Origin of the sequence: Pontiella desulfatans, assembly GCF_900890425.1 — a bacterium.
In the GTDB taxonomy this organism is placed as follows: domain Bacteria; phylum Verrucomicrobiota; class Kiritimatiellia; order Kiritimatiellales; family Pontiellaceae; genus Pontiella; species Pontiella desulfatans.
The window spans coordinates 290,951-317,287 of sequence record NZ_CAAHFG010000005.1 but is presented as its reverse complement, the minus strand read 5'-3'; the positions used below and the strand labels follow the sequence as shown (position 1 = coordinate 317,287).

The following is a 26,337-nucleotide window of genomic DNA, read 5'->3' as shown; positions in this document are numbered from 1 at the left end:
TCAAGTTTTTAGAACCTATTTTCCTGTGGCCGCGGGTGCATTGGTTTGGGGGAACAGCTCGGCGAGCGGCGGCATGCCTGCGCGCATGGCCTCTTCCTGGTATTCCCGCAAGGCGTCCTGAGCCTGCTTGCGCTTTACCCCGGGGGGCACCTCCGGATTTGGGCCGGGTGCCCGGCGAAAACCACTGCCAAAACGACGGGGGGTGGTGTTCGTTTTTGCCGGAGGGAGCACGCCTTCCGCCACCAGCTGGTCGTCCATCTCCTGCGTCAACGGAATCGCCAATGGAGGCATGCCGGCCCGGATCACCTCCATCTGGTATTGCCGCAGGTTTGCGCGGACCTCCTCCCGTTCGGCATTCAGCTCTTCCTTGGGAATAAACTTGATGGGCGGAACCTTGCCGTCGAGTCCGACCATGATCGACGCAGAACCGCCCCGGCGAAACCGGTTTCCGGCAGCCTCCTCCGTGGTTATGGATAAACCAACCAGATAATACCATTCGCCCGAGTCGGAATGCAGGGAGAGTTTCGGATTCGAGCCTTTTCGAACCATGCTGTCGGGAATCGCGTTGGTTGCGGCATGGCCTGCGATGGCAACGGCGTTGGTTGGATGCAACGGGCAGGCCCCCGCTGCCGGATTCCATTTGGGATAAGCCCCGCTCCCCAGCTTCGGCAGCTCCTGTTCGTAGGTTTTTCCCAGGCACGTAAAGCGTTCCCCCGTGCCCCGCTGCACATGTGCATGCGACACAGCAACCGCCAAGACCAACACACCGATCAAACAAACTTGCTTCATGCCCAGCCCCCATTCATGCATATAAGACAAACACCGTTCTACCTTTTCTTCCCGATGTAAAACACATAGCCGTAGTATTCCTTGTATTTATGGTACAGTTTCATCTCATGCCGTTGGTTGGCGATGAAACCCTCCGCCGCCGGATTCCCTTTGTGCTTTTCGAGAAACCGCTCCATGGCTTCCACCTGCGGTGCGTAGAAATGATCGATCCAGCACGTCTCGGGCACGATGAAGGTAGCAACGGGAACGTAGCCCGCCTTTTGCAGCTGCGCCACCTTGTTCGGAATGGTGTCGATCCCCGGATATTCGCTCATCCAAAAATCGTTGATCTCGGCCGGCCGCTCTTCCGTGAACCACGAGGCTTCGGAAACGGCAATGGTTCCACCGGGCTTCAGGAACTTGCGCCACTCGTTCAATCCGCGCTCAAAGCCCATGTTGTAGATGGCCCCCTCCGACCAGATCAGATCCAGCTCTTCATCCGCGAACGAGAGCGCATCCATGGAACCGACCACGCCCCGCACGCGATCCTGAAGCCCAAGCCCCGCCGCGTTTCGGTTGAAAAGATCGATGAAGGTTTGGAACAGATCGACGCCCGTAATGGTTCCGGGCACAGCCTGCGCCAGCGTCATCGTCTGCCCGCCGCTTCCGCAACCGATGTCGGCGATTCGCGATTCGTCGGTGAGCCCCTCAACAAAGCCCAGCGCCTTGCGCGTGATCTCCGGGCTCCCCGGGCCCTGCCGCTCCACCTGCGCGAAATATTCGCAGATCAGGTTCAGGTCGAACTCGTGTATGGATTTAATGTCGTCGCTCATGATGATGTATCCTTGAAACTTTAACTTACAGTTGCGTAATAGCGAATCTCACATCGGACTTCTTGAGCCTAACGATGTAGCCATCAAAATTCAGAATCTGCAGAATCGCCGTTGAGATGATTTCTTCTTTGGCACTTGCCCTTTCAAGAGTATCTTTCTTCCGGTCAACTTTGAATTTTTCAAGATACCTCAGCAATGAGGTATAAGCTCCATTCACATCTCCGTCCAAATATCTCTGCTCAAGTTTCTCAACAAAGCCACAATCCTCATCGCTCAAGATTTCTTTGCTCCCCGGCAATCCGGCCCCTTGGTACAAATCCCTGACATCCATACTATTTTGACACTTAACCCCACATAGGATCCGAGCTACAGTAAACGGAGATCTCGAGATTAGGCCATCAAAGGTTTTCGTCTTGTCCAAATGGTTGTCAACGGTAGCGATGAGGCGCCACTCATGCTCATACATCCAATCGGTTGATTTGGTTAAAAACAAAGTCTGGAACTCAGATGGATCTTCAATCCGATTCGCCACGGGACGTGGATAGTGCGTGGAATAACGAACTTTCCCAAATTCGCATCCATCAGGTAAACGCGTATCCTTATCGTACGCTAATTCAACACATATACCTTTATGTGAATCGGCATAATGCGACCACATTAGACACGAGTCCCAGCACTCGGTAACACAGAAGACTGCCCGAGTTGAAATGAAGCCATCTTCAAAGATGCGCGACTCCATTGACTGAACCCGTTCTTCTCCAATTTGCCCCCTATCAATCGATCGCTGAATATCCTCGGTCTGCTCATATTGCGTACCAGTATGATCAAATGAAAGTTGAGAATCAAAGGGATCGTTGAACCACGACACCTTGGTTAAAGGTACCGTTCCATTTAGCAACGCGATTAACTTCTTCAGCCCAAAGGTATCCAATCGCAAATACATATAGAGCCGTTCTGGACATTTGTTCATTCTGCATCACCCTCCTTACTGTCATAGTGCTTTCGCGACAGACTTCGTGCGACCATTTATAATATGGCTGTCAGTCCTCAATTCCAATGGCTTTCACCCCGGGAGCGAGCACCGTTAACGCTTGGCTCGGCCCATCATGCGCCAGCCATGCCGACACGTTTTTCCCGCCCATGTTTTTCATGAGCGAACGCATGGGGGTGGCATCGTCGCTTCTTGGAGTTCTGGAAGCCTTCACCTCCAGCCTCTGAATTGCATTGTTCCCATTGTCGATCAGGAAATCGACTTCCAAGCCTTGGCGGTCCCGGAAATAGTAGAGGTTTCGATCCAGACCCCGATTCAAGCGATGTTTCAGGATTTCTGACGCAACGAACTCTTCGAAAACGGCACCGCGAACAGATGCCGTAACAGCGTTGTCTTTCCCGAACGGCGAGGGCCGCTAACGATCGCCGCCGGAAAATGCATGGCGGCCCTTTTTAGCTCCGATGTGATTTGGCGTTCGATAAACTTCATATGACATATCTAATTCAATACTTTAGATTTGTCAAATTATCCCCGGATTAGGTTCAAGCCCGGGCATTACGCATACTCGCGGCCCAGATCGTCGACGAGCTCGAGCATGAGGTCGCGGCGGACGCTGGACCTGCGCCAGAAGAGGGCGATGGTACGCTCGGCACCGCCGCCCTTGAGCTTGAGATAGTGCAGGTGCGGGTTGCGCTTGGCGACACAGTCGGGGATCAGCGACACGGCCCTCCCCATGGAAACCATCTGCAGCAATGTCTCCATCGAAGAGGCACGGAAGTTCAGCACTTCGCCAATGCCCGCCGTGGCGCAATATTCCAAGGCCTGCCCTCTCAAACAGTGCCCCTCTTCCAGCAACAGCAGTTTTTCTTCCGATAGTTTTTCGGGCGTGATGGTTTTCCGTTTGGCCAATGGGTGGTTAGGCGCAACGCCAACATGGAACTCCTCCGAGAAAATCGTCCCGCATTCAAGCGCGGGTTCATCCTCCGGCAGCGCGAGGAACGCGGCGTCGATGGTGCCGGCCTTCAACCGCTCCAGCAACACATGCGTCTTTTCCTCAACCAGGTTGACCTGCAGGTTGGGATAGGAATCAACCAGGTGGTCGATGATCGACGGCAAATAATAGGGAGCCAACGTCGGGAAGGCCCCGATGGAAAGCTGGCCGGCGTAGGGATCGTTCCAAAGCTCGGAGAGTTCTTCAATCTCCGCCACCTGCTGCATCACGATCCGGGCGCGCTCCAGCACCTCCTTGCCGGCGGGGGTGAAGAAGAACCCCTTGTGGCCACGCTCAAGCAACCGGATGTCCAATTCCTCCTCGAACTTCTTGATCTGGATGCTCAACGCGGGTTGGCTGACGTTGCACGCCTCGGCCGCTCGGTGGAACCCACCTTCCGCTTCGAGTGCCAATAGATATTTGAATGCCTGTAGATTCATATTACTTCACCAAAAAATGAAAAATCACACACCCCTGTTCGATAAGCAATATTTATCATACTAGTAAATTCTATATATTTTACAAAACCCATGGCCTAGTGCAGGTTATTGCGCATCGAAAGAAACAGCGTTAACCAACCAGGTTCTGTAAAATTTTCGATGAAAGAGCCGATGGCAGAGAAGCAAGGTGAGATGGGTCCCCTTACTGGGCCGAAAGAAGGCTTTTGATGGGGATGGTTTCTGTGTCGGCGATGATTTGATTGTTGTTTTTTAGCCCTGATGAGGGCGGCGACGCACAGCGGGGCTGTGGGTAGCTGAGGCGAAAGCCTCGTGTTCTTTGACATCCGAGTTTTGATTGTTCATGCGGCTTGCCGGAGGAGCTCGACCCACATGTCGGGGTAGAGCCTCTTGCCTTTGAGGCAGGCGATCGCGACGGGCGGATGCCCGCCGAGGCTGCCGTGCGGGCGCATGAAGTTGTAGTAGGCGACGAAGAGCGTGGTGAGTGCCGTGGCTCCGTCGAAGCTCTTGAAGCCGGCGCGGGGTCGCGTGTGGTATTTATAGGTGCGGTTGAGCCGCTCGATGAGCTGCTTGTAGACGCGGTAGGTCTCGCTTTCGGGATCGAGGTTCTTGAGTCCGATGACGGTACGTTTATTCAGGACTGCTTCGCCTCCGGCCACCACGGCGGCGGTGTTGTAGGCGACGGTGGCGCTGTCGTAGGACGGCAGGCCGTCGGTGACGAGTTCGAAGGCTTCGGCCCGGGGCGCGTCCGGCGGGCCGCACATGCTTTGGATGAGTCCGAGCGCCGGTTCGGCCCCACGGGTTTCGGAGAGGTTGTAGCCGCAGATGGCCCGCCGTGTTTCGGTGATGACGAGCCAGGTGTAGCGGGTTTTCCCGCCGATCTTGATGTAGGTTTCGTCCGCCGCGCAGGTTCCTTCGGGAACGGGACTGTTTTCATCGGTGAAGTCGGCGAGCTGGCAGGCTGCGGCCTTGATGTAGTTGACGACGGTCTGGTGCGAGATGCGGATCCCGAAGACGCGTTCGAGCGCCTGGGCGGTGAGCCTTGCGCTGAGTCCGAGGCTGATGGAGAAGGTGAGGCAGAGTCCGAGGGTATGCAGGCTGGGGGGGATGCGGTTGAGATCGACCGGGGCGTCTTCGGGGCGTTTGAGCGGAAGGTGTTGCGAGGCGAAGTGGTATTCGCGGAAGTGGTAGCGCAGCTTGAACTGGCTGATGTTTCCGGCTTTGCGCATGGCGTGCTCTTCGGGCGTGAGCTGGGCGAGGTTCCGTACGTAGACGGGGCAGTGGTCGTTCGGGCACTTGAAGGCGGTGCACAGGCCATCCTCCTTCCATCGAAAGAGTGCATAGCCGCAATGCGGGCACCAGTAGCGCGCCTTGCTTTCGCGCCGGGGCTTGTCGGTTGGCGAAGTCCTTTTGCAGATCTTGCACTGAACCTGCGACCCAAGCTTTCCGTTGTTGAGGTAGAGATAGCGCACGGGGGCATGGCAGTGCCGGCATCGGCATTTTTCAGGCGGCATGGGCGAACCCGTCCGACGCGCTACCTTGGCGATTGTTTTTCCCGTGGCGCGCAAATGGTCGGCCTGAAGCTCCTCCCAGTCCTTTTGCGGTGCGTGCGGCAGCAATGGTTCGCATAGCGGCGGTTGAGGATCGACCCGGAACTGGCGATAGTGCGGAGGCCGCACTTCCTGCGGCTTGAGTTCGATATCCTGCCTTGAACCGTTGAGTACTTCGAGCAGCACCGGCACCACCGAAGCCAGATCGTTGTAGGTAAGCTTGCGACATACCCAGCGAAGCAGTTTCCTTAGATCATTTTTCATGGGGTCTTCCCTGTTTTTTTTGCGTGCGGCAAAAGGGCTTGGAACGACCCCATCTTATCCAATCAAAACTCGGGATAAAACAGGGGAGAAGACGCCGAAGGCATCAACCCCCAATCAAGAGAAGTAGTTTAGAGATGAAAACGAAGAGAAAACTGACCAGAAACACCAACCAACACAGGAGAAAGAAAATGATCAAAGTAGGACAACCCGTAGAAGAGTTCAAAATGGCCGCCTTCCAGAACGACGAAATCAAGGACATCAAACTGTCCGACTACAAGGGCAAGTGGGTCGTGCTGGCTTTCTACCCGGCCGACTTCACCTTCGTCTGCCCGACCGAGCTTGAAGACCTGGCCGCTCTCTACCCGAAATTCCAGGAAGCCGGCGCGGAAGTCATCTCCGTTTCCACCGACACCGCGTTCGTCCACAAGGCCTGGCACGACGAGTCGCCCGCCATCGGCAAGGTGGACTATCCGATGGGCGCCGATCCGACGGGCGCGGTTTCCAAGCAGTTCGGCGTATACATCGAAGAAGAAGGTCTGGCGCTGCGCGGCACCTTCATCATCGATCCCGACGGCAACCTGAAAACCGCAGAGATCCACGACCTCGGCATCGGCCGCTCCGCCGCCGAAGCGCTGCGCAAGCTGGAAGCCGCCAAGTTTGTGCACGAGAACGGAGACCAGGTTTGCCCGGCAAACTGGACGCCCGGCGGCGACACCCTGAAGCCCGGCCTCGATCTCGTCGGCAAAATCTAATCAATCCCCCACCCCGCAACACCCGCCGCCCCCCGCTACTCCTCCCTTTTGCGGGGGGCGGCATTTTCTTTAGCAAAACAATTCACATATAAGAGAAATCCCATGCTCGACCAAGCCACACTCAACCAACTCAAAACCGTATATGCCGATCTCGAATCATCCTACCGACTGCTGGTTTCCGCCAAGGGCCATGCGGCGGAGAAGGAACTGGTTGGAATGATGCACGACGTGGCGTCGGTCTCCGATAAGATCGAACTCGTTGAGCAGGATGCCGAAGGCTTTGAAACCCGCTTCGAGCGCAATGGCGAGGCGCTGCCCATCGTCATCCGCGGCGTTCCCGGGGGCCACGAATTCACGACGCTGATTCTTGCCATCCTCAACGCCGACGGAAAAGGCAAGTGGCCGGATGATGGAATCAAGAACCGGATCGCCGCCCTCAAAGGGCCGATCAAGCTCGTTAGCTATGTCTCCACCGGCTGCGTCAACTGCCCGGACGTGGTGCAGGCGCTCAACCAGATGGCGCTGATCCATCCCGACTTCCAGCACGAGATGGTGGAAGGCACCCATTTCCAACCCGAGATTTCCGAGCGAAAAATCCAGGGCGTACCCGCCGTCGTTGCGGGCGATACGTTGCTGCATGCCGGGAAAGCGGATCTGGCCGAGCTGCTCGACAAGCTGGAAGCGCACTATGGTGCCGGCGAAATCGAGACCACCGAAACCAAGCAATACGACGTGGCGATCATCGGTGGCGGCCCGGCCGGAGCATCGGCCGCGATCTACACCGCCCGCAAGGGCCTCAAGACCGCCATCATTGCCGAGAAGATCGGCGGCCAGGTCAACGAGACCAAGGGCATTGAAAACCTGATCTCGATCCCCTACACCGAAGGGCCGCACCTGGCCAACAGCCTGTTCGAGCACATCAGCGAATATCCGATCGATATTCTCGAACACCGCCGCGTGGAACGCATCGTAGATGGCGACCGCAAAACGCTGCAGATGAAAGGCGGCGAAGTGGTCACCACCGGCGCATTGGTTCTGGCCACCGGTGCCAAGTGGCGACAGCTCGGCATTCCCGGCGAAAAAGAAAACATTGGCCGCGGCGTGGCCTTCTGCCCGCACTGCGACGGCCCCTTCTATAAAGACAAACCCGTCGTCGTGGTCGGCGGTGGCAACTCCGGCGTCGAGGCGGCCATCGATTTGGCGGGCATCTGTTCCAAGGTCACCCTGCTCGAATTCGCCGACCAGCTAAAAGCCGACGGCGTTCTGGTCGAGAAAGCCCAGTCTTTGGAAAATGTAACCATCCACACCAACGCCGCCGCAGCCAAAGTGATCGACAATGGCGACAAAGTGACGGGCATCGAATTCGAAAACCGGGCTTCTGGCCAACTCGAAACGGTCGTGGCCGATGGCATCTTCGTGCAGATCGGGCTCGTACCCAACAGCGCACCGTTTGCGGATTTGGTGGAACTCAATCCCATGGGCGAGATCGTGGTCGATGGCCATTGCCGTACAAACAAGACCGGCGTTTATGCCGCCGGGGACTTGACCACCGTGCCCTACAAGCAGATTATCATCGCCATGGGCGAAGGAGCCAAAGCCGGGCTTTCCGCCTTCGAGGATTTCGCGCGTGGCAACATACAACCCTTGGAAAAATAGATGTGGGACGAACGCTATTCAGCCGATGAATATATTTTCGGCACCGAGCCGAATGATTTTCTAGGTACCAATGTCGGCAAACTTAAACCGGGCAGCGTGCTTTGCCTGGCGGATGGCGAAGGGAGAAACAGCGTGTATCTCGCCAAGCAGGGCTTCAATGTTACCGCCGTCGATATGTCCTTGGTGGGGCTGGAAAAAGCCCGGAAGCTTGCATCCGATAACGGGGTGGAAATTGAAACCGTCCATGCCGATCTGAACGACTTTGCGATCGAGCCGAATCGCTGGGACAACGTCGTATCCATCTTTTGCCACCTGCCGGAATCTTTGCGCCAAAAAGTGCACGAAGCTTCCGCAAAGAGCCTGACCGACGGCGGGGTCTTCCTGCTCGAAGCCTATACCGTGGAACAGCTCAAAACCTCCGGCACAGGTGGCCCCCCGGTTCCGGAGTTGTTGTTCTCGGCTGAAATGCTTAAGCAGGATTTCCAGGCGCTGGACATCGTGCAGGCGCTGGAAACCGAACGCGAAGTCAACGAAGGCACCAAACACTCCGGCCCCGCCGCCGTCGTCCAGTTCATTGCCCGCAAGGCCTAGCCCTTTTTAGATAAAATACGTATATTGATGTAAGGGTTTTATTTCTGGCTTATTGCGACCATCTCCGATATAGGAACCATCCTTAATCTGGAGATTGGCGATGAAATGGAAATGCAATGTCTGCGGCTATGAACACGATGGCCCCGAACCTCCGGAAACCTGCCCCGTCTGCGGCGTCCCCGCCTCCGAGTTTTCGCCGATGACTTCCGAGACCCCTGAAGAGACGGTGCCGGAATCCACCGAGCAACCGACCGTTTCGGACGTGATGGTCGAAACCATGATCAACTGGGGCGTCACCACGGTCTTCGGAATGGTGGGCCACTCCAACCTTGGACTCGCCGATGCCATCCGCAAACAGTGCGAGGCCGGCAAATTGAAGTATATCGGCATCCGCCACGAGGGTGCGGCCTCGTTCGCCGCTTCGGCCTTCGGCAAGCTGACCGGCAAGCCCGCCGCCTGCCTCTCCATCGCCGGCCCCGGCGCAACCAACCTGCTGACGGGACTGTGGGATGCGCGGATGGATCGGATACCGATCCTCGCGCTGACCGGACAGATCGACACGCAGGTGCTCGGCCCCGGCGCGTTCCAGGAGGTCGATCTAGCCTCGGCCTTTTCCAGCGTCGCCTGCTGGAGCCAGACCGTGCTCGATACCAGCCACCACGCAGAGTTGATGAACCTGGCGCTGAAAAACGCGATCCTCCAGCGCGACGTTGGCCACCTGATCTATCCCAACGAAGTGCAGACCCTCCCTGCGCCGGATCAAGAAGCCGGCACCCCGGAAGGCCGGCTTCCCGCCCTCGACATTACCCCACCGGAAAGCGCGCTGTCCCAAGCACTGGAACGGTTGAACCAAGCGAAACGCCCGGCCATCATCGTCGGCCACGGCGCACGCTTCCAGATGGATGCCGTGAAAAGACTGGCCAATGAACTGAACTGCCCGGTCATCACCACCTTTAAAGGCAAAGGGCTGATCCGCGATGACGACCCGCTGGGTTGCGGCGTTCTCGGCCGTAGCGGAACGTTGGTTTCGGCGCACTTCATGAACAGCGCCGACCTGCTGGTTGTATTCGGCGCGTCGTTCTCGCAGCACACCGGCATCAATAAAGACATCCCAACGATCCAGGTCGACCTCGATCCGATCACACTGGGCAAGTTCCATTCCGTGGATGTTCCGGTGGTCGGAGAAATCGGGATTACAGCCAACCTCCTTTCCAAAGGGTTGGAAAACCCGAAGAGCATCGACCGGCGCGAAGAGATCGCGGCGAAGAAGGCGGAGTGGAAAGCCGAGAAGGAAAACCGCGCAACAAAAGATAACGGCAAGGGGCTCAACGCATCCTCCGTCTTTGCCCAACTCAGCGAGCTGATCCCAGACAATGCGGTGATCGCCGTGGACGTGGGCAACAACACCTATTCGTTCGGTCGATATTTCGAGAGCAAGGGCCAGCCGGTTCTGATGTCGGGCTACCTCGGCTCCATCGGCTTCGGCTATCCCGCCGCCATGGGCGCCTGGGCGGCCGCGCCGGAACGGCCGATCGTTGCGCTCACCGGCGACGGCGGCTTCGGCCAGTACATGGGCGAGTTGTGCACGGCGGTCAAATACAACATGAACATCACCCATATCCTGATCAACAACAATGAGCTTGGCAAAATCAGCACCGAGCAACGCATGGCCGAAATGGAAGTCTGGGAAACCGGACTGCATAATCCAAACTTCGCGGAATATGCCGAGATCTGCGGCGCAAAAGGATTCCGCGTGGAAAAACCCGAAGAGATTGCCGAAGCCGTGAAAGCGGCATTGGCCCATGAAGGAGCAGCCCTGGTGGAGATCATGTGCGACCCGGAGTTGGTCTAGGAACTCCACTATTAGGATTCAATCCTAAATAGGCAAAACAATGAACAAGGTTTTACAGACGGGGTCGATAGGGCTTTAATTCGCACCCCGAACAACGAGGAAAAGAATGGTCACTTACGTTTGCACAGTTTGCGGTTTTGAACACAGCGACAGCAACGAGCTGCCCGACGATTGGGCCTGCCCGGTCTGCGGAGCCAGCAAGGCGCTGTTCAATAAGAAGCCGGCCGAAGGCGAACCGGTCGGCCATTCAACCCAACTGATTCCGTCCGACAAACCCAAGGAACAGGATCCGTCCACCTATCTGAAAGACTGGGAGCGGCCCTCCGACGACACGGAAGACTGGATGAAGGATATCCACGAAATGGCGCAAACCGGCCATTCCATCCATGAGCCGATGCGCACGAAGCTGCCGGTGGTTTCGTGGGGCGATATCCTGATTAAAGGCGCGCAGCTCAACCCGATGCCGCTGGCGCACGATGCCGACGTTTCCACCAAGACCATCATCGGGAAAAATGCGGCCAGGCCGATGGAGCTGGATACCCCGGTGATGGTCTCGCACATGTCGTACGGCGCGCTCTCGAAAGAGGCCAAAATGGCGCTGGCCAAGGGGAGCGGCATGGTCGGCACCGGCATGTGTTCCGGCGAAGGCGGCATCCTGCCCGAAAGCCGCGCGCTGGCGCACAAATATATTTTCGAATACGTCCCGAACCAATACAGCGTGACCGAGGAAAACCTCCGGAACGCCGACGCCATCGAAATCAAGATCGGCCAGTCGGCCAAGCCCGGTATGGGCGGCCACCTGCCCGGCAACAAGGTGACGGATGAAATTGCGGCGGTTCGCGGACGTGAAAAAGGGCTGGATATCATCAGTCCTTCCTCCTTCAGCGACATTCAATCGGCAACAGACCTGAAGACCAAGGTGGACTGGCTGCGCGAACGTTCCGGAGGGCGGCCCATCGGCATCAAGATGGCGGCCGGCAACATTGAGGCCGATCTTGAATTCGCGCTGTCGGCCGGCCCGGATTTCATCACCTTCGACGGGCGCGCGGGAGCAACCGGCTCGGCACCAAAACACATCAAGGCCGCCACCTCGGTTCCGACCATCCATGCCCTCCACCGCGCCCGGAAATTCCTCGATGCAAACAACGCCACCGTCGACCTGATCATCACCGGCGGCCTCCGCGTTTCGTCCGACATGGCCAAGGCGCTCGCCATGGGGGCCGACGCCGTTGCCATCGCCAGCGCGGCAATGATGGCGATCGGTTGCCAGCAATACCGCATGTGCAACTCCGGCAAGTGCCCCATGGGCATCGCCACCCAGGAACCCGAGCTGCGCAAGCGGCTCAACATCGACCAATCGGCCCAGCGTCTGGCCAACTATCTGACCGTCTGCACCGAAGAGCTCAAAACCTTCGCCCGCATCACCGGCAACGCCGACGTGCACGGGCTGAACAGCAAATCGCTGTTCACCACCAACTCGGAAATCTCGAACCACACGAATATCGAACATGCCTGACATCGATCCAAGTGAAGTGGAAGCCCGGCTGGGGCGGCTGACGGAAGTCTGTCGCGAAAACGGCCTGCGCATGACACACCAGCGGCTGGAAGTCTTCCGCGAGGTGGCGAGCACCGGGGAGCATCCCGATGCCGACACCATCTTCCGGCGCGTGCGAAAACGGTTGACGACCATCTCGCACGACACGGTCTACCGCACGCTGGCATCGCTGGAGGAAATGGGGCTCGTCAGCCGGGTCGATCCCATCGGCGGCCGCGCGCGCTACGACGCCAACGGCGATACGCACCACCATTTCATCTGCACGAAATGCGGCAGCATTTCGGACATCTACTTAAACGACGAACCCACCCTGCCGGATGGCATCGAAGCTCTCGGCAGCGCCGAAAGCCTGCATGTGCAGGTGCGCGGCGTCTGCCATACATGCAACCCAACCATGAGGAACAAACCATGAACACCGAAAGCAAATGCCCGGTGACGGGAATGGGCCATTCCAGCGGGGGAACGGCAAACAGGGACTGGTGGCCGAATGAACTACGGCTCGATCTCCTGCACGCACATTCGTCGAAGTCCAACCCCATGGGAGAGGACTTCAACTATGCCGAAGCGTTCAAGAAACTGAATTTGAAAGCGGTCAAGAAGGATTTGACCGAGCTGATGACCGACTCCCAGGCATGGTGGCCTGCGGACTGGGGCCATTACGGCGGCCTCATGATCCGCATGGCGTGGCATAGCGCCGGAACCTACCGCGTCGGCGATGGCCGGGGCGGCGGCGGACGCGGCCAGCAACGCTTCGCTCCGGTCAACAGCTGGCCGGACAATGTTAGCCTAGACAAGGCAAGGCGGCTGCTTTGGCCGATCAAGCAAAAATATGGAAACAACATTTCCTGGGCCGACCTGATCATCCTTGCCGGTAATGTTGCGCTTGAATCGATGGGCTTCAAATGCTTCGGTTTCGGCGGCGGACGCGAGGATGTATGGGAGCCCGACCATGACGTCAACTGGGGCTCCGAAAGAGGCTGGCTTGAAAACGATGACCGGGACCTTGACGTTAAAAAGAAGGATAATCCACTGGCCGCCGTACAGATGGGGCTGATCTACGTGAACCCTGAAGGCCCGAACGGCAATCCGGATCCGGTGGCCTCCGGCAAGGATGTCCGCGAAACCTTTGCGCGCATGGCCATGAACGACGAAGAGACGGTTGCGCTTGTTGCGGGCGGCCATACGTTCGGCAAGTGCCACGGCGCGGGGCCCGCCAAGCATGTGGGCCCCGAACCCGAGGCGGCTCCGCTCGAAGAGATGGGGCTGGGCTGGAAGAGCAACTACAAGAGCGGCAAGGGCGGCGACACGATCACCAGTGGCATCGAAGGCGCTTGGAAGCCTAATCCCACGAAATGGGATATGGGTTACCTGAAGGTACTGCTTAAATACGACTATGAGCTGGTCAAGAGTCCGGCCGGCGCGCACCAGTGGTATGCCATCGATGTGGATGAGGAAGATTTGATTGTCGATGCGCACGATCCGTCAAAAAAGCATCCGCCCATGATGACAACGGCGGATCTCTCGCTGAAGTTCGATCCGCAATACCAAAAGATCGCCAAGCGCTATCTGGAAAACCCGGATGCGTTTTATGATGCGTTTGCACGGGCGTGGTTCAAGCTGACGCACCGCGACATGGGCCCTAAATCGCGCTATCTTGGTTCCGAAGTACCGGCCGAAAACCTGATCTGGCAAGATCCGGTTCCACCGGTAAACCATAAGTTGGCCAGCGCAGCCGACGTCAAAGAACTCAAGCAACAGATTCTCAAGTCTGGACTGCCGATTCCCCAATTGGTTTCGACCGCCTGGAACTCGGCCTCCACCTTCCGCGGCTCCGATAAGCGCGGCGGAGCAAACGGTGCACGCATCCGGCTGGCGCCGCAGAAGAGCTGGGAAGTCAACCAACCTGCGCAACTGCGTAAAGTGCTCAAGGTGCTCGAAGAAATCCAGGGCACGTTTAACCGCAAGCACAAGAAACAGAACAAGCAGATCTCGCTGGCCGACCTCATCGTGCTGGGCGGCTGCGCGGCCATCGAAAAGGCTGCCGAAAAAAGCGGCCCAAAGGTGACCGTGCCCTTTAAACCGGGACGGACGGATGCTTCGCAGGAAATGACCGAGGTGGATTCGTTCGCCTACCTCGAGCCGGTAGCCGACGGGTTCCGCAACTATCTTCCGAAGAATTATTCCATCCCGGCGGAAGAACTGCTGATTGACCGTGCGCAGCTGCTGACACTGACCGCCCCCGAAATGACGGTGCTGGTCGGAGGCCTCCGCGTATTGAACGCCAACTACAAGAAGTCGAAGAACGGCGTTTTAACCAAACAGAAGGAAACGCTGACGAACGACTTCTTCGTGAATCTGTGCGACATGGGCACCGAATGGAAGCCTTCGGCGGAAGAGGACGGCCTCTACGAAGGATTCGACCGCAAAACGGGCAGGCGCAAATGGACGGCAACCCGGGTGGATCTGGTCTTCGGCGCAAACTCGCAACTTCGTGCTCTGGCGGAAGTCTATGCACAGGACGATTCAAAGAAAAAATTCGTAAACGACTTCGTTGCGGCCTGGAACAAGGTGATGAACCTTGATCGCTTCGATCTCGTTTAAGAGAGTATATGAATCGCTTCGGTTGCAGGGGCAGCCGAAGCGTTCGGGATTAACAGAACTAACTAACCAAGGAGAAAAACATGAAAAGCCTCAAAGGCACGGAAACCGAACAGAACCTGCTGAAATCCTTCGCGGGGGAATCCCAGGCGCGCAACCGCTACACCTACTTCGCATCCGCCGCGAAAAAGGAAGGCCTCGTGCAGATTTCCGCCATGTTCGAAAGAACCGCGGACCAGGAAAAGGAACACGCCAAGCGTTTCTTCAAACAGCTCGAAGGCGGCGGCGTGGAGATCACGGCCATGTTCCCGGCCGGTGTGATCGGCACCACGGCTGAAAACCTGAAAGCTTCGGCCGATGGCGAAAACGAAGAGTGGACGGAGCTCTATCCGGCCTTCGCGGCCAAGGCCCGCGAGGAAGGATTCGAAGCCGCGGCCGTGATCTGGGAAAAGATCGCCATTGCCGAAAAACAGCATGAAAAACAGTACCGCGATCTGCTGGCCAACCTCGAAGCCGGAAAGGTCTTCAAGAAAGACGGCGTGGTCATCTGGCAGTGCCGTAACTGCGGCTTCATCCACGAGGCGGCAGAGGCTCCCGGCATGTGCCCGGCCTGCGCACACCCGCAGGCGCACTTCGAAGTCCTGGGCGAAAACTACTAAGCGTTTCCAACCATTGGAAAACAGTAAAGCCGGGGTCATTGACCTCGGCTTTTTCTTTGCTCATATTCCATCCATGAAAAAGAGCGTAACCATACGATACCAGCAGCTCGGGGATGCCAAGCGGTTTTATGAAATCCTGAACAGCCAGAACTTCACCTACTTCCCGGCCAAACCTAAGACCATCAAGGAAGAGCGGGACTTCCTGCGAAAGAACAAGGAATGGCGCGAGCAGAAGGTCTGGTTCAACTTCACGATCCTATACGGAGATACAATTGTCGGTGCTGTCGGCGTGCACCGGGAGTCGCACCGGCCCTACTGCGGAGAGGTCGGTTATTTTGTAGATGAAGAATACTGGGGTAAAGGCATCGCAGTTGAAGCCGTGAAGCTCATCGAAAAGATGGCCTTTGAAGAGTTCGGCATCACACGTATCGAAATCAACATGATAAAAGCCAATAAAGCCAGCGCGCGGGTTGCAGAAAAATCCGGCTACCGCAAAGAAGGCATCGCCAAAGGTAAACTCATGCTCAACGGCGAAACCTGCGACTGCTTTGTCTATGGCAAAGCGAAAAATAATTAAACCTCCCGCTTCGCTAGAGGACACGGAGAGCCTGGAGCAGCGGTGCCGCAACCAAATTATTTGAAGCTACAGATGAACACCGAAGACACGGATTTTTTACCACAGAGATCTCAGAGACACAGAGCATCCTAACCCTCTGTGCCTCAGAGTCCTCTAGCGCAGCGGGTGGTGAAAAAATTTGCCAGGAAAACAAGAAATTGACGGATAGTAGTACAGAGGCTTTTCCTCGGTGATCTCGGCGCCCTCTGTGGTAAAAAAATTAAAGTTCCGCGACGGCGCGCTCGATCAGCGCCTTGGTCAGCAGGATGCCTTCCGTGGCACCGGGCTTGGAGCCTTCCCACTCGACACCAACATAACCCCGGTAGCCGGAGTCGGCCACGATCTTCATGATGCGGAAATAGTCGCTCTTGGTTTCGTTGCCTTCGGCATCGAACGCGTGGCTCTTGGCACTGACCCCTTTGGCAAACGGCATGAGTTCCTTCATGCCCAGATAGCGGTCGTATTCTTCGCCGGTTTTACGATCGATCTTAAAGTTCCCAAAGTCCGGAAGCGTTCCAACCGTCGGCAGGTCGACCATCTTCATCACACCCGCCAACCAGGCACCGTTGCTCGACAGCCCGCCATGGTTTTCGACGATGACGTTCAGGCCGTAGGGCTTGGCCGCATCGGCCAGCTTGGCCAGGCCGTCGGCCGCCAGCTTTTGCTGCTCCTCGAAGCTGCCGGTGCTACCGGCGTTAACGCGGATGGAGTGGCAGCCGAGCTGCGCGGCGGCGGCCATCCATGGCTTGTGTTTTTCAACCGTTTCAATGCGGGAGGCTTCCTTTGGATCGCCAACGCGGCCGCAACCGTCGCACATGATCAACAGGCTCTTGACCCCTTCGCCCTCGGCGCGCTTCTTGAGTTCGGCGAAATAGGTTGCGTCGCCCTCTTTCCCGAAATAGAAGGAGTTGACATATTCAATGCCATCGATGCCGCACGTGTTCTTGGCATACTTCGCGAAATCGAGCGGATCGAGCAGATCCGCCCCCGGCTCTTTTCCGCGATGCAGGTTGCGGATCGACCATTGCGCGAGCGAAATCTTGAATTCGGACTTGGGTGCATGGCCTGCGGCCCGGGCTCCCAATGCGGATACGGCAGAGGCGGCTGCCACGGTATTGATGAAGTTTTTTCGGTTCATTGTGCCCTTCCTTCCCTTGGTTTGGTGATTCAGCAAAATAGACGAAACTTAAACGGGTTTCCAGACAGACCTTGCCCGGAACAGGTCGGCACCATCCGCACGGATGGCGTGATCGAAAACCAACGGTTCGGGTTCCGATGCACAAATAGAAACCTGGTGGCCGTACACCGCTTCCGCAAGATAGTTGACCTCGATGGATTGGAGCCGGTTTGACTGATGGAACTCGCGGGGAAGGCTGTTTAGGATCCATTCCATGTAGCGGACATTGTTGACGTGCCCATTTTGGTCGAGGTCGCCATAGTTGACGGCCATGGGTTCTCCCCCCTCGCATCCGTAGCTTTTCAACCGTTCCAGCTTCGAGCGGAACACCTTGGCCCCAACCGGAAAATTCGCCGTCTCCCACCAGTCCGGAATGATACGCTGCCGCTTTCGGATATCGATAACGAACCAAGCCGTGCTGGCCAGTAGCAGAAGCTTGCCGTCCCCATCCGTAATTTCGAAATCCCGGTGGTAGAACAGGCGGTCGCGGTTCGAGGGCCACGTCCGCAAGCGGATGGATTCGCCCCATTTCGGCAACCGTCCGATCTCGATGCGCATTCTCGCCAACACCCACGAGATACCGGACGGTGAAAGCTGCGAGTGCCCCACCCCGAGATGCTCGGCATGGAAATAGGCCGCCTCCTGCATGAACCGGCAGAACACCGGCAAACGCGCAACGCAATTGGGATCCACGTCGTAGGATGCAATCAAATGCTCCGCGTGCCACTCGGGTTTTACTTGATCGGACATGGGAAAATTAAACCACAAAGTCACGAAGTGCACCAAGAGTCTCAAAGCGGTTTCTTCGAGTCCTTCGTGGCTTTGTGGTTAAATGGTTTTTGCCTGCATCTCTTTAGGAAGGGCGAGTTGGTGGTGGTGGCAGATGGCGATGGCGAGCGCATCGGCCGCGTCTTCCTGCGGTTGCTCTTTTAAATTCAGCAGGCGCATCACCATCTTGGCCACTTGCGTTTTATCGGCCGTACCGGTTCCGACAACGGCCGACTTCACCTTGCGCGGCGTGTGCTCGGAAATGGTCAACTGCTGGACGGCGCAGGCGGCAATGGCCGCCCCGCGCGCCTGTCCCAGCACCATGGCCGTCTTCGGATTTTTGGCAAAGAAGGCCCCCTCGATCGCGGCGCAATCGGGTTTATGATCCTCGATCAGGTCGGAGATGGTCTTGTAGATGTTTTCCAGGCACTCGGAGTGCGGCACCTTGGGCTTGTTCTGGATCCGGCCATAGGCCAGTGCCCGCATCTCCGCGCCCCGCACCTCGATAATCCCGACGCCCGTCGAACGAAGCGACGTATCAATCCCCAAAATCCTGACCGTTTGTTTTGCCATATCGCCACCCATCTCCACGTATCCGCACGAATATCCAGCAGGAAGCGATGGGTGTCAACCAAGGTTCTGTGGAACGGAATAATCGGCAAAACATTTCATGCAGCATTTTGAACGCTCCAAGAACCTGGGCCGCTTCCTCATTTAGCTCATAATCATTTTGCCTAACATGCCCTGTCCGCCGTAACGTGTTTCCTTTTGGGGAACTGGGAATGGAATATTACACCAACATCTTGAACACGATCGGCAACACGCCGATGTTGCGCCTTGAAAAAATCACCGACTTTCCCATCTATGCCAAGGCGGAATACCTGAACCCGGCTGGTAGCGTGAAGGATCGCGTGGCCCGGCACCTGATCGAGCAAGCCGAGAAGAGCGGCGAACTGAAACCGGGCATGGTCATTGCGGAGGCGACCTCCGGCAACACCGGTATCGGCGTGACGTTCGTGGGCGTTCAAAAGGGCTACCGCGTCATTATCGTCATGCCCGAAAACATGAGCGAGGAACGCCGCAAGATTATCCAGGCCTTCGGTGGCGAACTGATCTGCACGCCGGCCGAAGAGAGCCTCAACGGCTGCCTGGCCAAGTTGGAAGAGTTGAAGCAGGAGATTCCCAACCTCTACATCCCCGGCCAATTCACCAATCCCGGAAATCCGGAAATCCACTACAAGACGACCGCCGCCGAAATCTGGAAACAGATGGAGGGGCAGGTCGATGCATTCGTCGCGGGAATCGGCAGCGGCGGAACGCTGGCCGGCGTCGGAAAATTCCTGAAGGAAAAAGATCCGGACATCATGGTTGTTGCCGTCGAGCCCGCCAACGTGTCCGCCCTGCTCGGCCATGAACCCGGCCTGCATAAAATCGAGGGCATCGGCGATGGCTTCATACCCGACGTGCTGGATGTTTCCATGATCGACGACGTCATCACCGTTACCGACGACGATGCCATCAAAACCGCGCGGAACCTCACGCTGAAAGAGGGCGCGCTGGTGGGCACCTCGTCCGGCGCCAACATTTGGTCGTCCATCCAGCTCTCCCACAAGATCGGCAAGGATAAGAACATCGTCACCGTCCTGCCCGACCGCGCCGAGCGCTACTTCAGCACGGCGCTGATTTGAAAAGCTGCCCGGTATTCCGGGTTCGGAAAGAAGCCAAAAGGCACTTGCAGAAAGGTTCAGCAAGTGCCATTTGTTGATGATGCCGTTGGAATGCGACCTAAGCTTTGGTCGCCTTGAACCTTGTGACTCCCCCGTCGTCCAAATCTGTAAGCGTGCCGGTCATTGTATTGCCGCTGATCGTCCCCCTGAAGAGCGTATCGCCAGTCCACGTTGCCTCAACGGTATTGCCGGAAGCAGTATACGGAGCTCCAGTTCCGGCCACGTTACCCAAATATAGATAGCAGTAACCGTCGTTAAATCCTATGGACAGGCCAGTCCCATGGGGGAAACTGGTGCGGGTTCCATCTTCGTCTTCAACTTCAACAATAACCCATTCGCCAAGGTGGGAGGAATCCAGGTCTCCATAACCCCCATCATCTCCACCATCACCATTGCAGCCAGTTAACCCGAACGTGCCAATAATGATCAGGGCAAAGATTACCGTCCGCCGTACAACTTTTTCAATTCCACCATCCATTTTCATGCCTATTTCCTCTGCTTATGCCGCTCAACACGGAAGCTCCCGGTCAGCGGCTTCAAACCTGGTGCTTCATTTGTTTTCTTCCACCCATTACAACGGCATGGGCACGGCACGATTACAGATTGGCGCATGGATTTTTTTCAGTGGTCGCAGGGGATGCGGGCAAAGCCGTGTCCAGGTCTCCGCAACCGGGCAATGGGAAGAAGCACGGAACAACCGGAACGCGGCCCAGCAGGACGGCGCTTGCATTCTGCATGCAAAATGCAGAACTCTCCCGATAAGTGAAAGAACAGGAGGCCCACGATGCCCTCGTTACAAGTAAGGGAAATGCCCGCAGTGCTTTATGGCACCTTGCAGGAACATGCTAAACGCGAACACCGAAGCCTGGCTCAACAGGCGGTGGTTACCCTGGCCCGGGGAATGGAGTTGACGGTAGATCCGCGCGAGCGTCGGCAGGCCCTTTTGGCCCGCATAAAAGAGGCTCATCTACCTGCGTTGGAGCTTCCGGATGCGGCGGACATGGTAAAGGAAGACCGAGCCCGATGAGGATTGTTCTGGAACCCTCGGCCGCGGTTGACCTGGTTCTTCACCCATCCGAAAGAGAAACAGAGAGCCATCTTCAGGCTGAAGGAAAATGGGTGATTGCCCCAGACCTGTTTGCTTCAGAAGTCGCCAATGTCTTCTGGAAATACCATGCGTTCCAAAACATGCCGATGGAACATGCCGAGGCGGCCATGGAGCTGGCACTGGAGCTTCCTGACTCTCTGGCCGATGTCCGTGAACTTTATACGGAAGCTTTTGCAATGGCATGCCGCACCCGGCACCCGGTATACGACATGCTCTACCTCGTCCTCGCCCGCCGCAACAACGCCCTGCTACTGACCCGGGATGGTGCATTGAAAATGCTGGCAGCGAAACACGATGTGCGGGTTGACTAGATAGCAAAAAAGCCCGCCTCGAAAGGCGGGCATTCTCAAGCGCTCGTGGTTACCTACTCTGCTTCGAGTTGGGCGGCGATTTCGTCGGAAATGTCGAAGTTGGTATAGACATCCTGGACATCGTCAAGCTCTTCGAGGGCTTCGACAAACTTCATGATCGACTGCGCCTGCGAAAGGTCGGTTACCTCAACGACCAGATCGGGGATCAGGGTGATTTCGGACTCGGCCATGTCGATGCCGGCCTTGGTGATGGCATCGGATACATTATCAAAATCGTTTGGATCGGTGATGATTTCAAACTGGTCGCCATCGGTCTTGAGGTCTTCGGCGCCGGCTTCAAGCACAATGCCCATCAGCTTGTCTTCCGAGACCAGCTCTTTATCAATGTAGATCTGCCCCTTGCGCTGGAACATGCGGCTGACGGCACCTTGGTCGGCCATGCTGGCATTGGCCTTGGTGAAGGCATGGCGCACTTCCGCGATCGAGCGGTTCTTGTTGTCGGTCAAAACCTTGACCACCACGGCGATGCCGCCGGCGGCGTAGCCTTCGTAGGAACCTTCCGTCAGCTGGCCGCCCTCGAGCTCGCCGGTGCCCTTGAGGATGGCGCGGTCGATGTTGTCCTTCGGCATCGAGACGCCCTTGGCTTTCTGCACCAATGCGCGCAAGGATATGTTGTCGTCCACGTTTCCGCCGCCCGCCGATGCCGCAACCATTATTTCCTTGGCGAGTTTGCTGAAGACCTTGCCGCGCGCTGCGTCGGCCTTGCCTTTACGATGCTTGATGTTTGCCCATTTACTATGTCCGGCCATGTCTAAACCTCCGTGTTGCTTTCGTGAGACGTGAAACGTGAGGCGTGATTTCCCTTCACGACTCAATCGTCACTCTTCACGTTGTTATCCAATCGTCACTTGAGCGAAGCCGCGCTTGCCGGAACGGATGATCATTCCGTCCTCGGGTATGATTTGCGCGCGTTCGTCGTCTACCTTTTCGTCGTTGATCTTCACCGCGCCTTGCTTGACGAGGCGCCGGGCCTCGCCGTTGCTTTTGCAGAGGCCGGCCAGAACCATCAGGTTCAGCAGGCCGATCTCTTCGGCGGGCACGACCACTTCCGGAATCTCATCCGGCAATTCCTTCTGCGCAAAGATGCGCGTAAATTCTTCCGAGGCGGCCTTCGCCTCGTCGGCTCCGATGAAGCGCGCAACCACTTCCTGGCCGAGCATATCCTTCACGACGCGCGGGTGCAGCTCGCCTCCGGCGACCTTTGCATGGGTTTCCTGCACCTTGTCCTTCGGCCAGCAGAGGATGTATTCGAAATATTTCCACATCAGATCGTCCGGAACGCTCATGAGCTTGCCGTACATGTCGCGCGGCGCTTCATCGACTCCCACATAGTTGTGGAGGCTCTTCGACATTTTCTGGACACCATCGAGGCCTTCGATCAGCGGGAGGGTCATGACGCACTGCGGCTCCTGCCCCATCACCTTCTGCAGCTCGCGACCGAGCAGCAGGTTGAACAGCTGGTCGGTACCGCCGAGCTCGATGTCGGCCTCGACCATCACGGAATCGTAGGCCTGCACGAGCGGGTAGAGGAACTCCACCAGCGAAATCGGACGGTTATCCGCATAGCGCTTGGAAAAGTCGTCGCGGGCGAGCAATTGCGCCACGGTAACGTGGGCGGTCAGGCGGATCACATCTTCGAACTTCATTTCCCCAAGCCACTCCGAGTTGAAGCGGACTTCGGTTTTTTCCGGGTCGAGAATCTTGAACACCTGTTCCTTGTAGCTCTCGGCATTTTTCGCCACCTGCTCCTTCGAGAGCGCGGGGCGCGTGGCCGACTTGCCCGAGGGGTCGCCGATCATGCCGGTAAAATCGCCGATGATGAAGACGACGGTGTGGCCGGCATCCTGGAATTCGCGAAGCTTGTTGAGCCCGACCACGTGGCCGAGGTGGATGTCCGGAGCGGACGGGTCGGCGCCATATTTCACGCGCAAGCCACGCCCTTCGGCGGCGCATTTCTCGAGCTTTTTCTTCAGGTCGTCGCGGTTGATGAAATCAACGGCGCGCGATGCCAGAAAATCCAATTGTTCTTCAATATTCATAGTTTCCCCAATGCAGGAATCTTTTACTTTGGAATGAAAAGCGCGCATTTAGCCATAAACCCAAGGGAAAGTCACAGGAAAATCAGGGGAAAAGGATGTAAACAACTGGAGGGCGAGGCTCTGTCCGAGCCATGCGCTGCAACGGTTTGGCTCAGACAGAGCCTCTCGCTCCAATCGGGTAGGGACAAGTGTCCCACTTGTCCGCCCTTCGGCATGGTTCCGGTCTGGCTACAGAGCGGGAAACCGTAGCTCGGAAATCATTTCGCCCGGCGAAGCGATTCCCCCGTCCTCCACAATATTACAACCCCATGCTTGCATGGATACCGTGAATCCGTTAAGCCATGTTCATGATCGTTTCGTTTGGAGACCGGGCAACGTCGGATCTGTTTCATGGGCACTCAAGTTCCAAGGCACGGCGGATTCCCGTGAGCATCATCCAACAGGCCTTGTACAAACTTGATTTGTTGAACGCCGCAACGTCGCTGGAGGATCTGCGCTCCCCACCCGGAAACCGGCTGGAAGCCCTGAAAGGTGATTACAAAGGATTCCACAGCATACGCATCAATTCGCAATGGCGGATTGTTTTCCGATGGCAGGAAGTGAATGCAACCGACGTAGCCATCGTCGATTATCATTAGAACGGAAGGTAGGACAACATGATCCCGACAAACAGAATAGCGACCCATCCGGGCTTGATCCTTTTGAACGAGTTCCTGCAACCGCTGGGCATCAGCCAAAAGGCGCTGGCGGAGCATATCGGCATTCCGGTGCAACGGGTGAATGAAATCGTTCGCGGCAAGCGTGGCGTAACGCCGGACACGGCCTGGCTACTCTCTGAAGCGCTTTCCACTTCGCCTGAGTTCTGGCTGAACCTCCAGACCACCCACGAACTATCCAAACAACGCCCACAAAAACACATCCAACCGCTTGCAAAGCCGGCGTAATACCACATTCAGTTAGCTATCGGTATATTCCTCGCTGAGGCGCAGAGAGCGCAGAGAATTCTTTCTAATCTGTATGGCTCTGCGACCTCAGCGACTCTGCGAGGGATCAATCCGACAGGGAAGTTTTGGCCGAATACAAAGTGAAGATGGTATAAGCTGGAACGGGATGCCATTCTTCGAGCGGCATGGCGAACACGGAATCGTGGAGCATCGGGGCTAGTCCATCGCGGACAAGCGAACCTTCAGGTTGATTAGCCGCTGGCTTGCCGCACGGGCGGGAAGACGCAGCTCCAGCCGCTTCAGGCCTTCGATCCGGCGATCCAGCTCCAGCGGCGGCGGATCGAGCGGCACCACCGACATGGAATGCTGCGGGTGTGTCATGTTTTCCACCTTCAGGGTCTTGCCAGCCTGCCGCAATACGGCGCCCCCATCCACAACCTCGACCTCCGCCGTGGTCATGAGCTGCCAGGTGACCGTCTTTGTCGTTTCGGAGATTTCGATCGAGTCGGCAATTACCAGCGCGGCCGGGCCCTCCTTCACAAACGTCCGCTTGGCGCCCTTGAGGTTTTTGCCATGGACCGCAGTGAGGTCGAACGCCGCCTGCGGCGTGTCGCCATCCTTGAATTCAACCAGCGGTGCAAAACCCTCGTTCACAAACAACTCGTCGTTCACGGTAATGGTGCTGTGCCCAAAGTTGTTTTTGGTCAGTAGTGTCCAGCGATCGCTGCCCTGCCCGCGATCCCACAGATTGAAACCGGTCTGTTCCAATGCGTGGTAGCTTTGGTTGCCGGGATCCACCACCCAGCGGACGCCATCGAGTTCGAAGACGAACGAGCCGGCATCCATGTTGCCGTGGCTGGTGGTGGCCTTGCCGCCCTTGCCACCGAAGTAGTATTGACGCGGATCGCCTTCCGCCCCCCTGAAGATCACGATCGGGTTCGCGCCCTCCCCCTTCCAGGCGGTCGGCACCGCTTCCTCGGCCCGCTCTTCATACTGGCAAAGCCAGGCCATGCCCGCGCCATCCAACCGCGCGAGTTTGTCCATCCCCTCCGGGGCTCGCAGGAACCGCTCTTTTTCAAAAAAGGTTTTGTTGCCGGTTTTGGCGGCGAACCAGGCCAAGGCCACATCCCCGTTCCGGTTACGCCCATCACCGCAGTCGGCATAGTTGTAGTACATGCCCGACGGCGCGTTGCACAAAGCGCGGAAGACCGCGCTCTCCTTGAAGCCGGGATAGTCGAGATGGCCAAAGTCGGAGCCCAGCGCGCTTTCGAGCATGGCCGCCGTCACGGTGGAATAGCTTGTGGCATACGCCCAATAGGTTGAACCTTCCGGATAGACGCCATCCGGCATGTATTCCTTGAGCGCGTTGGGCAATGCATCGATTGCCCTTCGGATGGTTTCCGCGGCCAGTTCGGGATGCGTGTCCGCCAAGGCGATCGATGCGGCAATCATTCCGCCATTGCACACCTGGTTCCAGTTGTTGTCGTTCTGAAAAATGCGCGCCTGCGGCTTTCCATCGGCCAGAAGACCTTTACTCAACAAGGCCGCCTCCGCCGTCTTGATGGTTTCCGCCGGCAGGTTGCCGTCGGTCCAGTCCAGCGCCAGCGCCACCGCCAGCGACATTTCCGCCACATCGAGGAAATGTTTCGGGTTCCAATCCTTGAAGGCACAAACCGCCAACAGCTCGTCATTGATCCGCCCCAGGGTTCGCGGGTCGCCATCGACCAGGTAGACCACCCCGAGCATATTGATTCGGTAGAGCATTTCGCGCGAGGTTCCCAGCAAACGCCGGCCCACCATCTTCCGCTCCAGCAACGGTTGGCCATGGATCTTTTCGGCGTTCAGCTTGATGGCCGCATACAGGTTCCGCAAAACCGGGTCGGTCTTTGTTTTCGCTTTCAGGTCGGCAACAAGCTCCGGCGTGAAAACCAACCGCGGATGCCCCGAGCGAAGGTTCGCCTCCAAATATTCCACCGACATCGGGTTGTCGAGTTCCGGAACCTCCCCGCCCCAGGCCACGCCCGAAACCACCATCGCGAAGCAACACCATACAAGTCTATTCATCATCA

26 protein-coding genes and 1 pseudogene are annotated in these 26,337 nt (G+C 57.1%); 14 read left to right on the top strand and 13 right to left on the bottom strand.

The features are described from left to right. Nucleotides 1–15: 15 nt before the first annotated feature. The 6 genes and pseudogenes from E9954_RS31565 to E9954_RS31540 all read right to left on the bottom strand — a co-directional run bounded on the left by E9954_RS31565 (nt 16) and on the right by E9954_RS31540 (nt 5,855). On the bottom strand, nt 16–789 hold the full coding sequence (locus E9954_RS31565) for a hypothetical protein (protein WP_136083290.1): 774 nt from the start codon (nt 787–789) through the stop codon (nt 16–18). Nucleotides 790–827: 38 nt separating this feature from the next. Further along, entirely contained in the window at nt 828–1,601 is a 774-nt protein-coding gene (locus E9954_RS31560; RefSeq protein WP_136083289.1) for a class I SAM-dependent methyltransferase, read from the bottom strand. Between the two features lie 25 nt (nt 1,602–1,626). Then, nucleotides 1,627–2,571, bottom strand: coding sequence for a DUF2971 domain-containing protein (locus E9954_RS31555; RefSeq protein ID WP_136083288.1), 945 nt, complete (start codon nt 2,569–2,571; stop codon nt 1,627–1,629). A gap of 70 nt (nt 2,572–2,641) precedes the next feature. Continuing rightward, nucleotides 2,642–2,962, bottom strand: a pseudogene (locus E9954_RS31550) (DUF4143 domain-containing protein); the annotation flags it as partial. A 185-nt stretch (nt 2,963–3,147) separates the two neighbouring features. Then, the gene (locus E9954_RS31545; RefSeq protein WP_136083286.1) at nt 3,148–4,023 is read right to left on the bottom strand and encodes a LysR substrate-binding domain-containing protein; all 876 of its coding nucleotides are present in this window, start codon (nt 4,021–4,023) and stop codon (nt 3,148–3,150) included. A 359-nt stretch (nt 4,024–4,382) separates the two neighbouring features. After that, complete coding sequence (locus E9954_RS31540; protein ID WP_136083285.1) at nt 4,383–5,855, bottom strand: integrase core domain-containing protein; 1,473 nt, start codon at nt 5,853–5,855, stop codon at nt 4,383–4,385. Between the two features lie 188 nt (nt 5,856–6,043). Here E9954_RS31540 and E9954_RS31535 point away from each other — a divergent pair, with 188 nt between their 5' ends. From E9954_RS31535 to E9954_RS31495, 9 genes are all read left to right on the top strand, one after another. Next, nucleotides 6,044–6,607: a peroxiredoxin gene (locus tag E9954_RS31535; RefSeq protein ID WP_136083284.1), complete on the top strand. Its 564-nt coding sequence runs from the start codon at nt 6,044–6,046 to the stop codon at nt 6,605–6,607. Between the two features lie 102 nt (nt 6,608–6,709). Further along, on the top strand, nt 6,710–8,263 hold the full coding sequence (ahpF, locus tag E9954_RS31530; protein ID WP_136083283.1) for an alkyl hydroperoxide reductase subunit F: 1,554 nt from the start codon (nt 6,710–6,712) through the stop codon (nt 8,261–8,263). Continuing rightward, nucleotides 8,264–8,854 (top strand): SAM-dependent methyltransferase, encoded by a 591-nt coding sequence (locus tag E9954_RS31525; protein ID WP_136083282.1) that lies wholly within the window; start codon nt 8,264–8,266, stop codon nt 8,852–8,854. A 100-nt stretch (nt 8,855–8,954) separates the two neighbouring features. Beyond that, nucleotides 8,955–10,706, top strand: a complete 1,752-nt coding sequence (locus E9954_RS31520) for a thiamine pyrophosphate-dependent enzyme (RefSeq protein WP_136083281.1) — start codon at nt 8,955–8,957, stop codon at nt 10,704–10,706. Nucleotides 10,707–10,812: 106 nt separating this feature from the next. Further along, complete coding sequence (locus E9954_RS33405; RefSeq protein WP_136083280.1) at nt 10,813–12,222, top strand: glutamate synthase-related protein; 1,410 nt, start codon at nt 10,813–10,815, stop codon at nt 12,220–12,222. Then, nucleotides 12,215–12,673 carry a Fur family transcriptional regulator gene (locus E9954_RS31510; protein WP_136083279.1) on the top strand — a complete coding sequence of 153 codons (459 nt, stop codon included), beginning with the start codon at nt 12,215–12,217 and terminating at the stop codon, nt 12,671–12,673. The genes E9954_RS33405 and E9954_RS31510 overlap by 8 nt, the downstream gene beginning before the upstream one ends. Further along, nucleotides 12,670–14,862 carry a catalase/peroxidase HPI gene (gene katG / locus E9954_RS31505; protein ID WP_136083278.1) on the top strand — a complete coding sequence of 731 codons (2,193 nt, stop codon included), beginning with the start codon at nt 12,670–12,672 and terminating at the stop codon, nt 14,860–14,862. The genes E9954_RS31510 and katG overlap by 4 nt, the downstream gene beginning before the upstream one ends. 80 nt (nt 14,863–14,942) lie before the next feature. Then, nucleotides 14,943–15,518: a rubrerythrin gene (gene rbr / locus E9954_RS31500; protein ID WP_136083277.1), complete on the top strand. Its 576-nt coding sequence runs from the start codon at nt 14,943–14,945 to the stop codon at nt 15,516–15,518. Between the two features lie 73 nt (nt 15,519–15,591). Then, entirely contained in the window at nt 15,592–16,095 is a 504-nt protein-coding gene (locus E9954_RS31495) for a GNAT family N-acetyltransferase (protein ID WP_168442732.1), read from the top strand. 259 nt (nt 16,096–16,354) lie between these two features. Here the strand turns inward: E9954_RS31495 and E9954_RS31490 are convergent, their stop codons facing one another. The 3 genes from E9954_RS31490 to ruvC form a co-directional block, all read right to left on the bottom strand. After that, nucleotides 16,355–17,272, bottom strand: coding sequence for a sugar phosphate isomerase/epimerase family protein (locus tag E9954_RS31490; protein ID WP_136083275.1), 918 nt, complete (start codon nt 17,270–17,272; stop codon nt 16,355–16,357). Nucleotides 17,273–17,320: 48 nt separating this feature from the next. Next, nucleotides 17,321–18,061: an acyl-[acyl-carrier-protein] thioesterase gene (locus E9954_RS31485; RefSeq protein WP_136083274.1), complete on the bottom strand. Its 741-nt coding sequence runs from the start codon at nt 18,059–18,061 to the stop codon at nt 17,321–17,323. Nucleotides 18,062–18,139: 78 nt separating this feature from the next. Beyond that, nucleotides 18,140–18,652, bottom strand: a complete 513-nt coding sequence (ruvC, locus tag E9954_RS31480) for a crossover junction endodeoxyribonuclease RuvC (RefSeq protein ID WP_136083273.1) — start codon at nt 18,650–18,652, stop codon at nt 18,140–18,142. 209 nt (nt 18,653–18,861) lie between these two features. On the opposite strand from ruvC, the gene cysK reads away from it, so the two are divergent. Beyond that, nucleotides 18,862–19,767: a cysteine synthase A gene (gene cysK / locus E9954_RS31475; protein WP_136083272.1), complete on the top strand. Its 906-nt coding sequence runs from the start codon at nt 18,862–18,864 to the stop codon at nt 19,765–19,767. A 97-nt stretch (nt 19,768–19,864) separates the two neighbouring features. On the opposite strand, the gene E9954_RS31470 is transcribed toward cysK, so the two are convergent. Further along, nucleotides 19,865–20,290 carry a hypothetical protein gene (locus tag E9954_RS31470; protein WP_136083271.1) on the bottom strand — a complete coding sequence of 142 codons (426 nt, stop codon included), beginning with the start codon at nt 20,288–20,290 and terminating at the stop codon, nt 19,865–19,867. Between the two features lie 300 nt (nt 20,291–20,590). Between E9954_RS31470 and E9954_RS31465 the strand changes: the two genes are divergently transcribed. Continuing rightward, entirely contained in the window at nt 20,591–20,833 is a 243-nt protein-coding gene (locus tag E9954_RS31465; protein ID WP_136083270.1) for a hypothetical protein, read from the top strand. A 92-nt stretch (nt 20,834–20,925) separates the two neighbouring features. After that, complete coding sequence (locus E9954_RS31460) at nt 20,926–21,225, top strand: type II toxin-antitoxin system VapC family toxin (RefSeq protein WP_168442731.1); 300 nt, start codon at nt 20,926–20,928, stop codon at nt 21,223–21,225. A 53-nt stretch (nt 21,226–21,278) separates the two neighbouring features. On the opposite strand, the gene E9954_RS31455 is transcribed toward E9954_RS31460, so the two are convergent. Both E9954_RS31455 and tyrS read right to left on the bottom strand, forming a co-directional pair. Further along, complete coding sequence (locus E9954_RS31455; RefSeq protein WP_136083268.1) at nt 21,279–22,034, bottom strand: YebC/PmpR family DNA-binding transcriptional regulator; 756 nt, start codon at nt 22,032–22,034, stop codon at nt 21,279–21,281. Between the two features lie 84 nt (nt 22,035–22,118). After that, nucleotides 22,119–23,324, bottom strand: coding sequence for a tyrosine--tRNA ligase (gene tyrS, locus E9954_RS31450; RefSeq protein ID WP_136083267.1), 1,206 nt, complete (start codon nt 23,322–23,324; stop codon nt 22,119–22,121). A gap of 425 nt (nt 23,325–23,749) precedes the next feature. Between tyrS and E9954_RS31445 the strand changes: the two genes are divergently transcribed. Continuing rightward, the gene (locus tag E9954_RS31445) at nt 23,750–23,962 is read left to right on the top strand and encodes a type II toxin-antitoxin system RelE/ParE family toxin (RefSeq protein ID WP_407947781.1); all 213 of its coding nucleotides are present in this window, start codon (nt 23,750–23,752) and stop codon (nt 23,960–23,962) included. A gap of 18 nt (nt 23,963–23,980) precedes the next feature. Beyond that, complete coding sequence (locus tag E9954_RS31440) at nt 23,981–24,268, top strand: HigA family addiction module antitoxin (protein ID WP_136083266.1); 288 nt, start codon at nt 23,981–23,983, stop codon at nt 24,266–24,268. Between the two features lie 216 nt (nt 24,269–24,484). Here E9954_RS31440 and E9954_RS31435 read toward each other — a convergent pair whose 3' ends face one another. Then, entirely contained in the window at nt 24,485–26,335 is a 1,851-nt protein-coding gene (locus E9954_RS31435) for a heparinase II/III domain-containing protein (RefSeq protein ID WP_136083265.1), read from the bottom strand. Between the last annotated feature and the right edge of the window lie 2 nt (nt 26,336–26,337).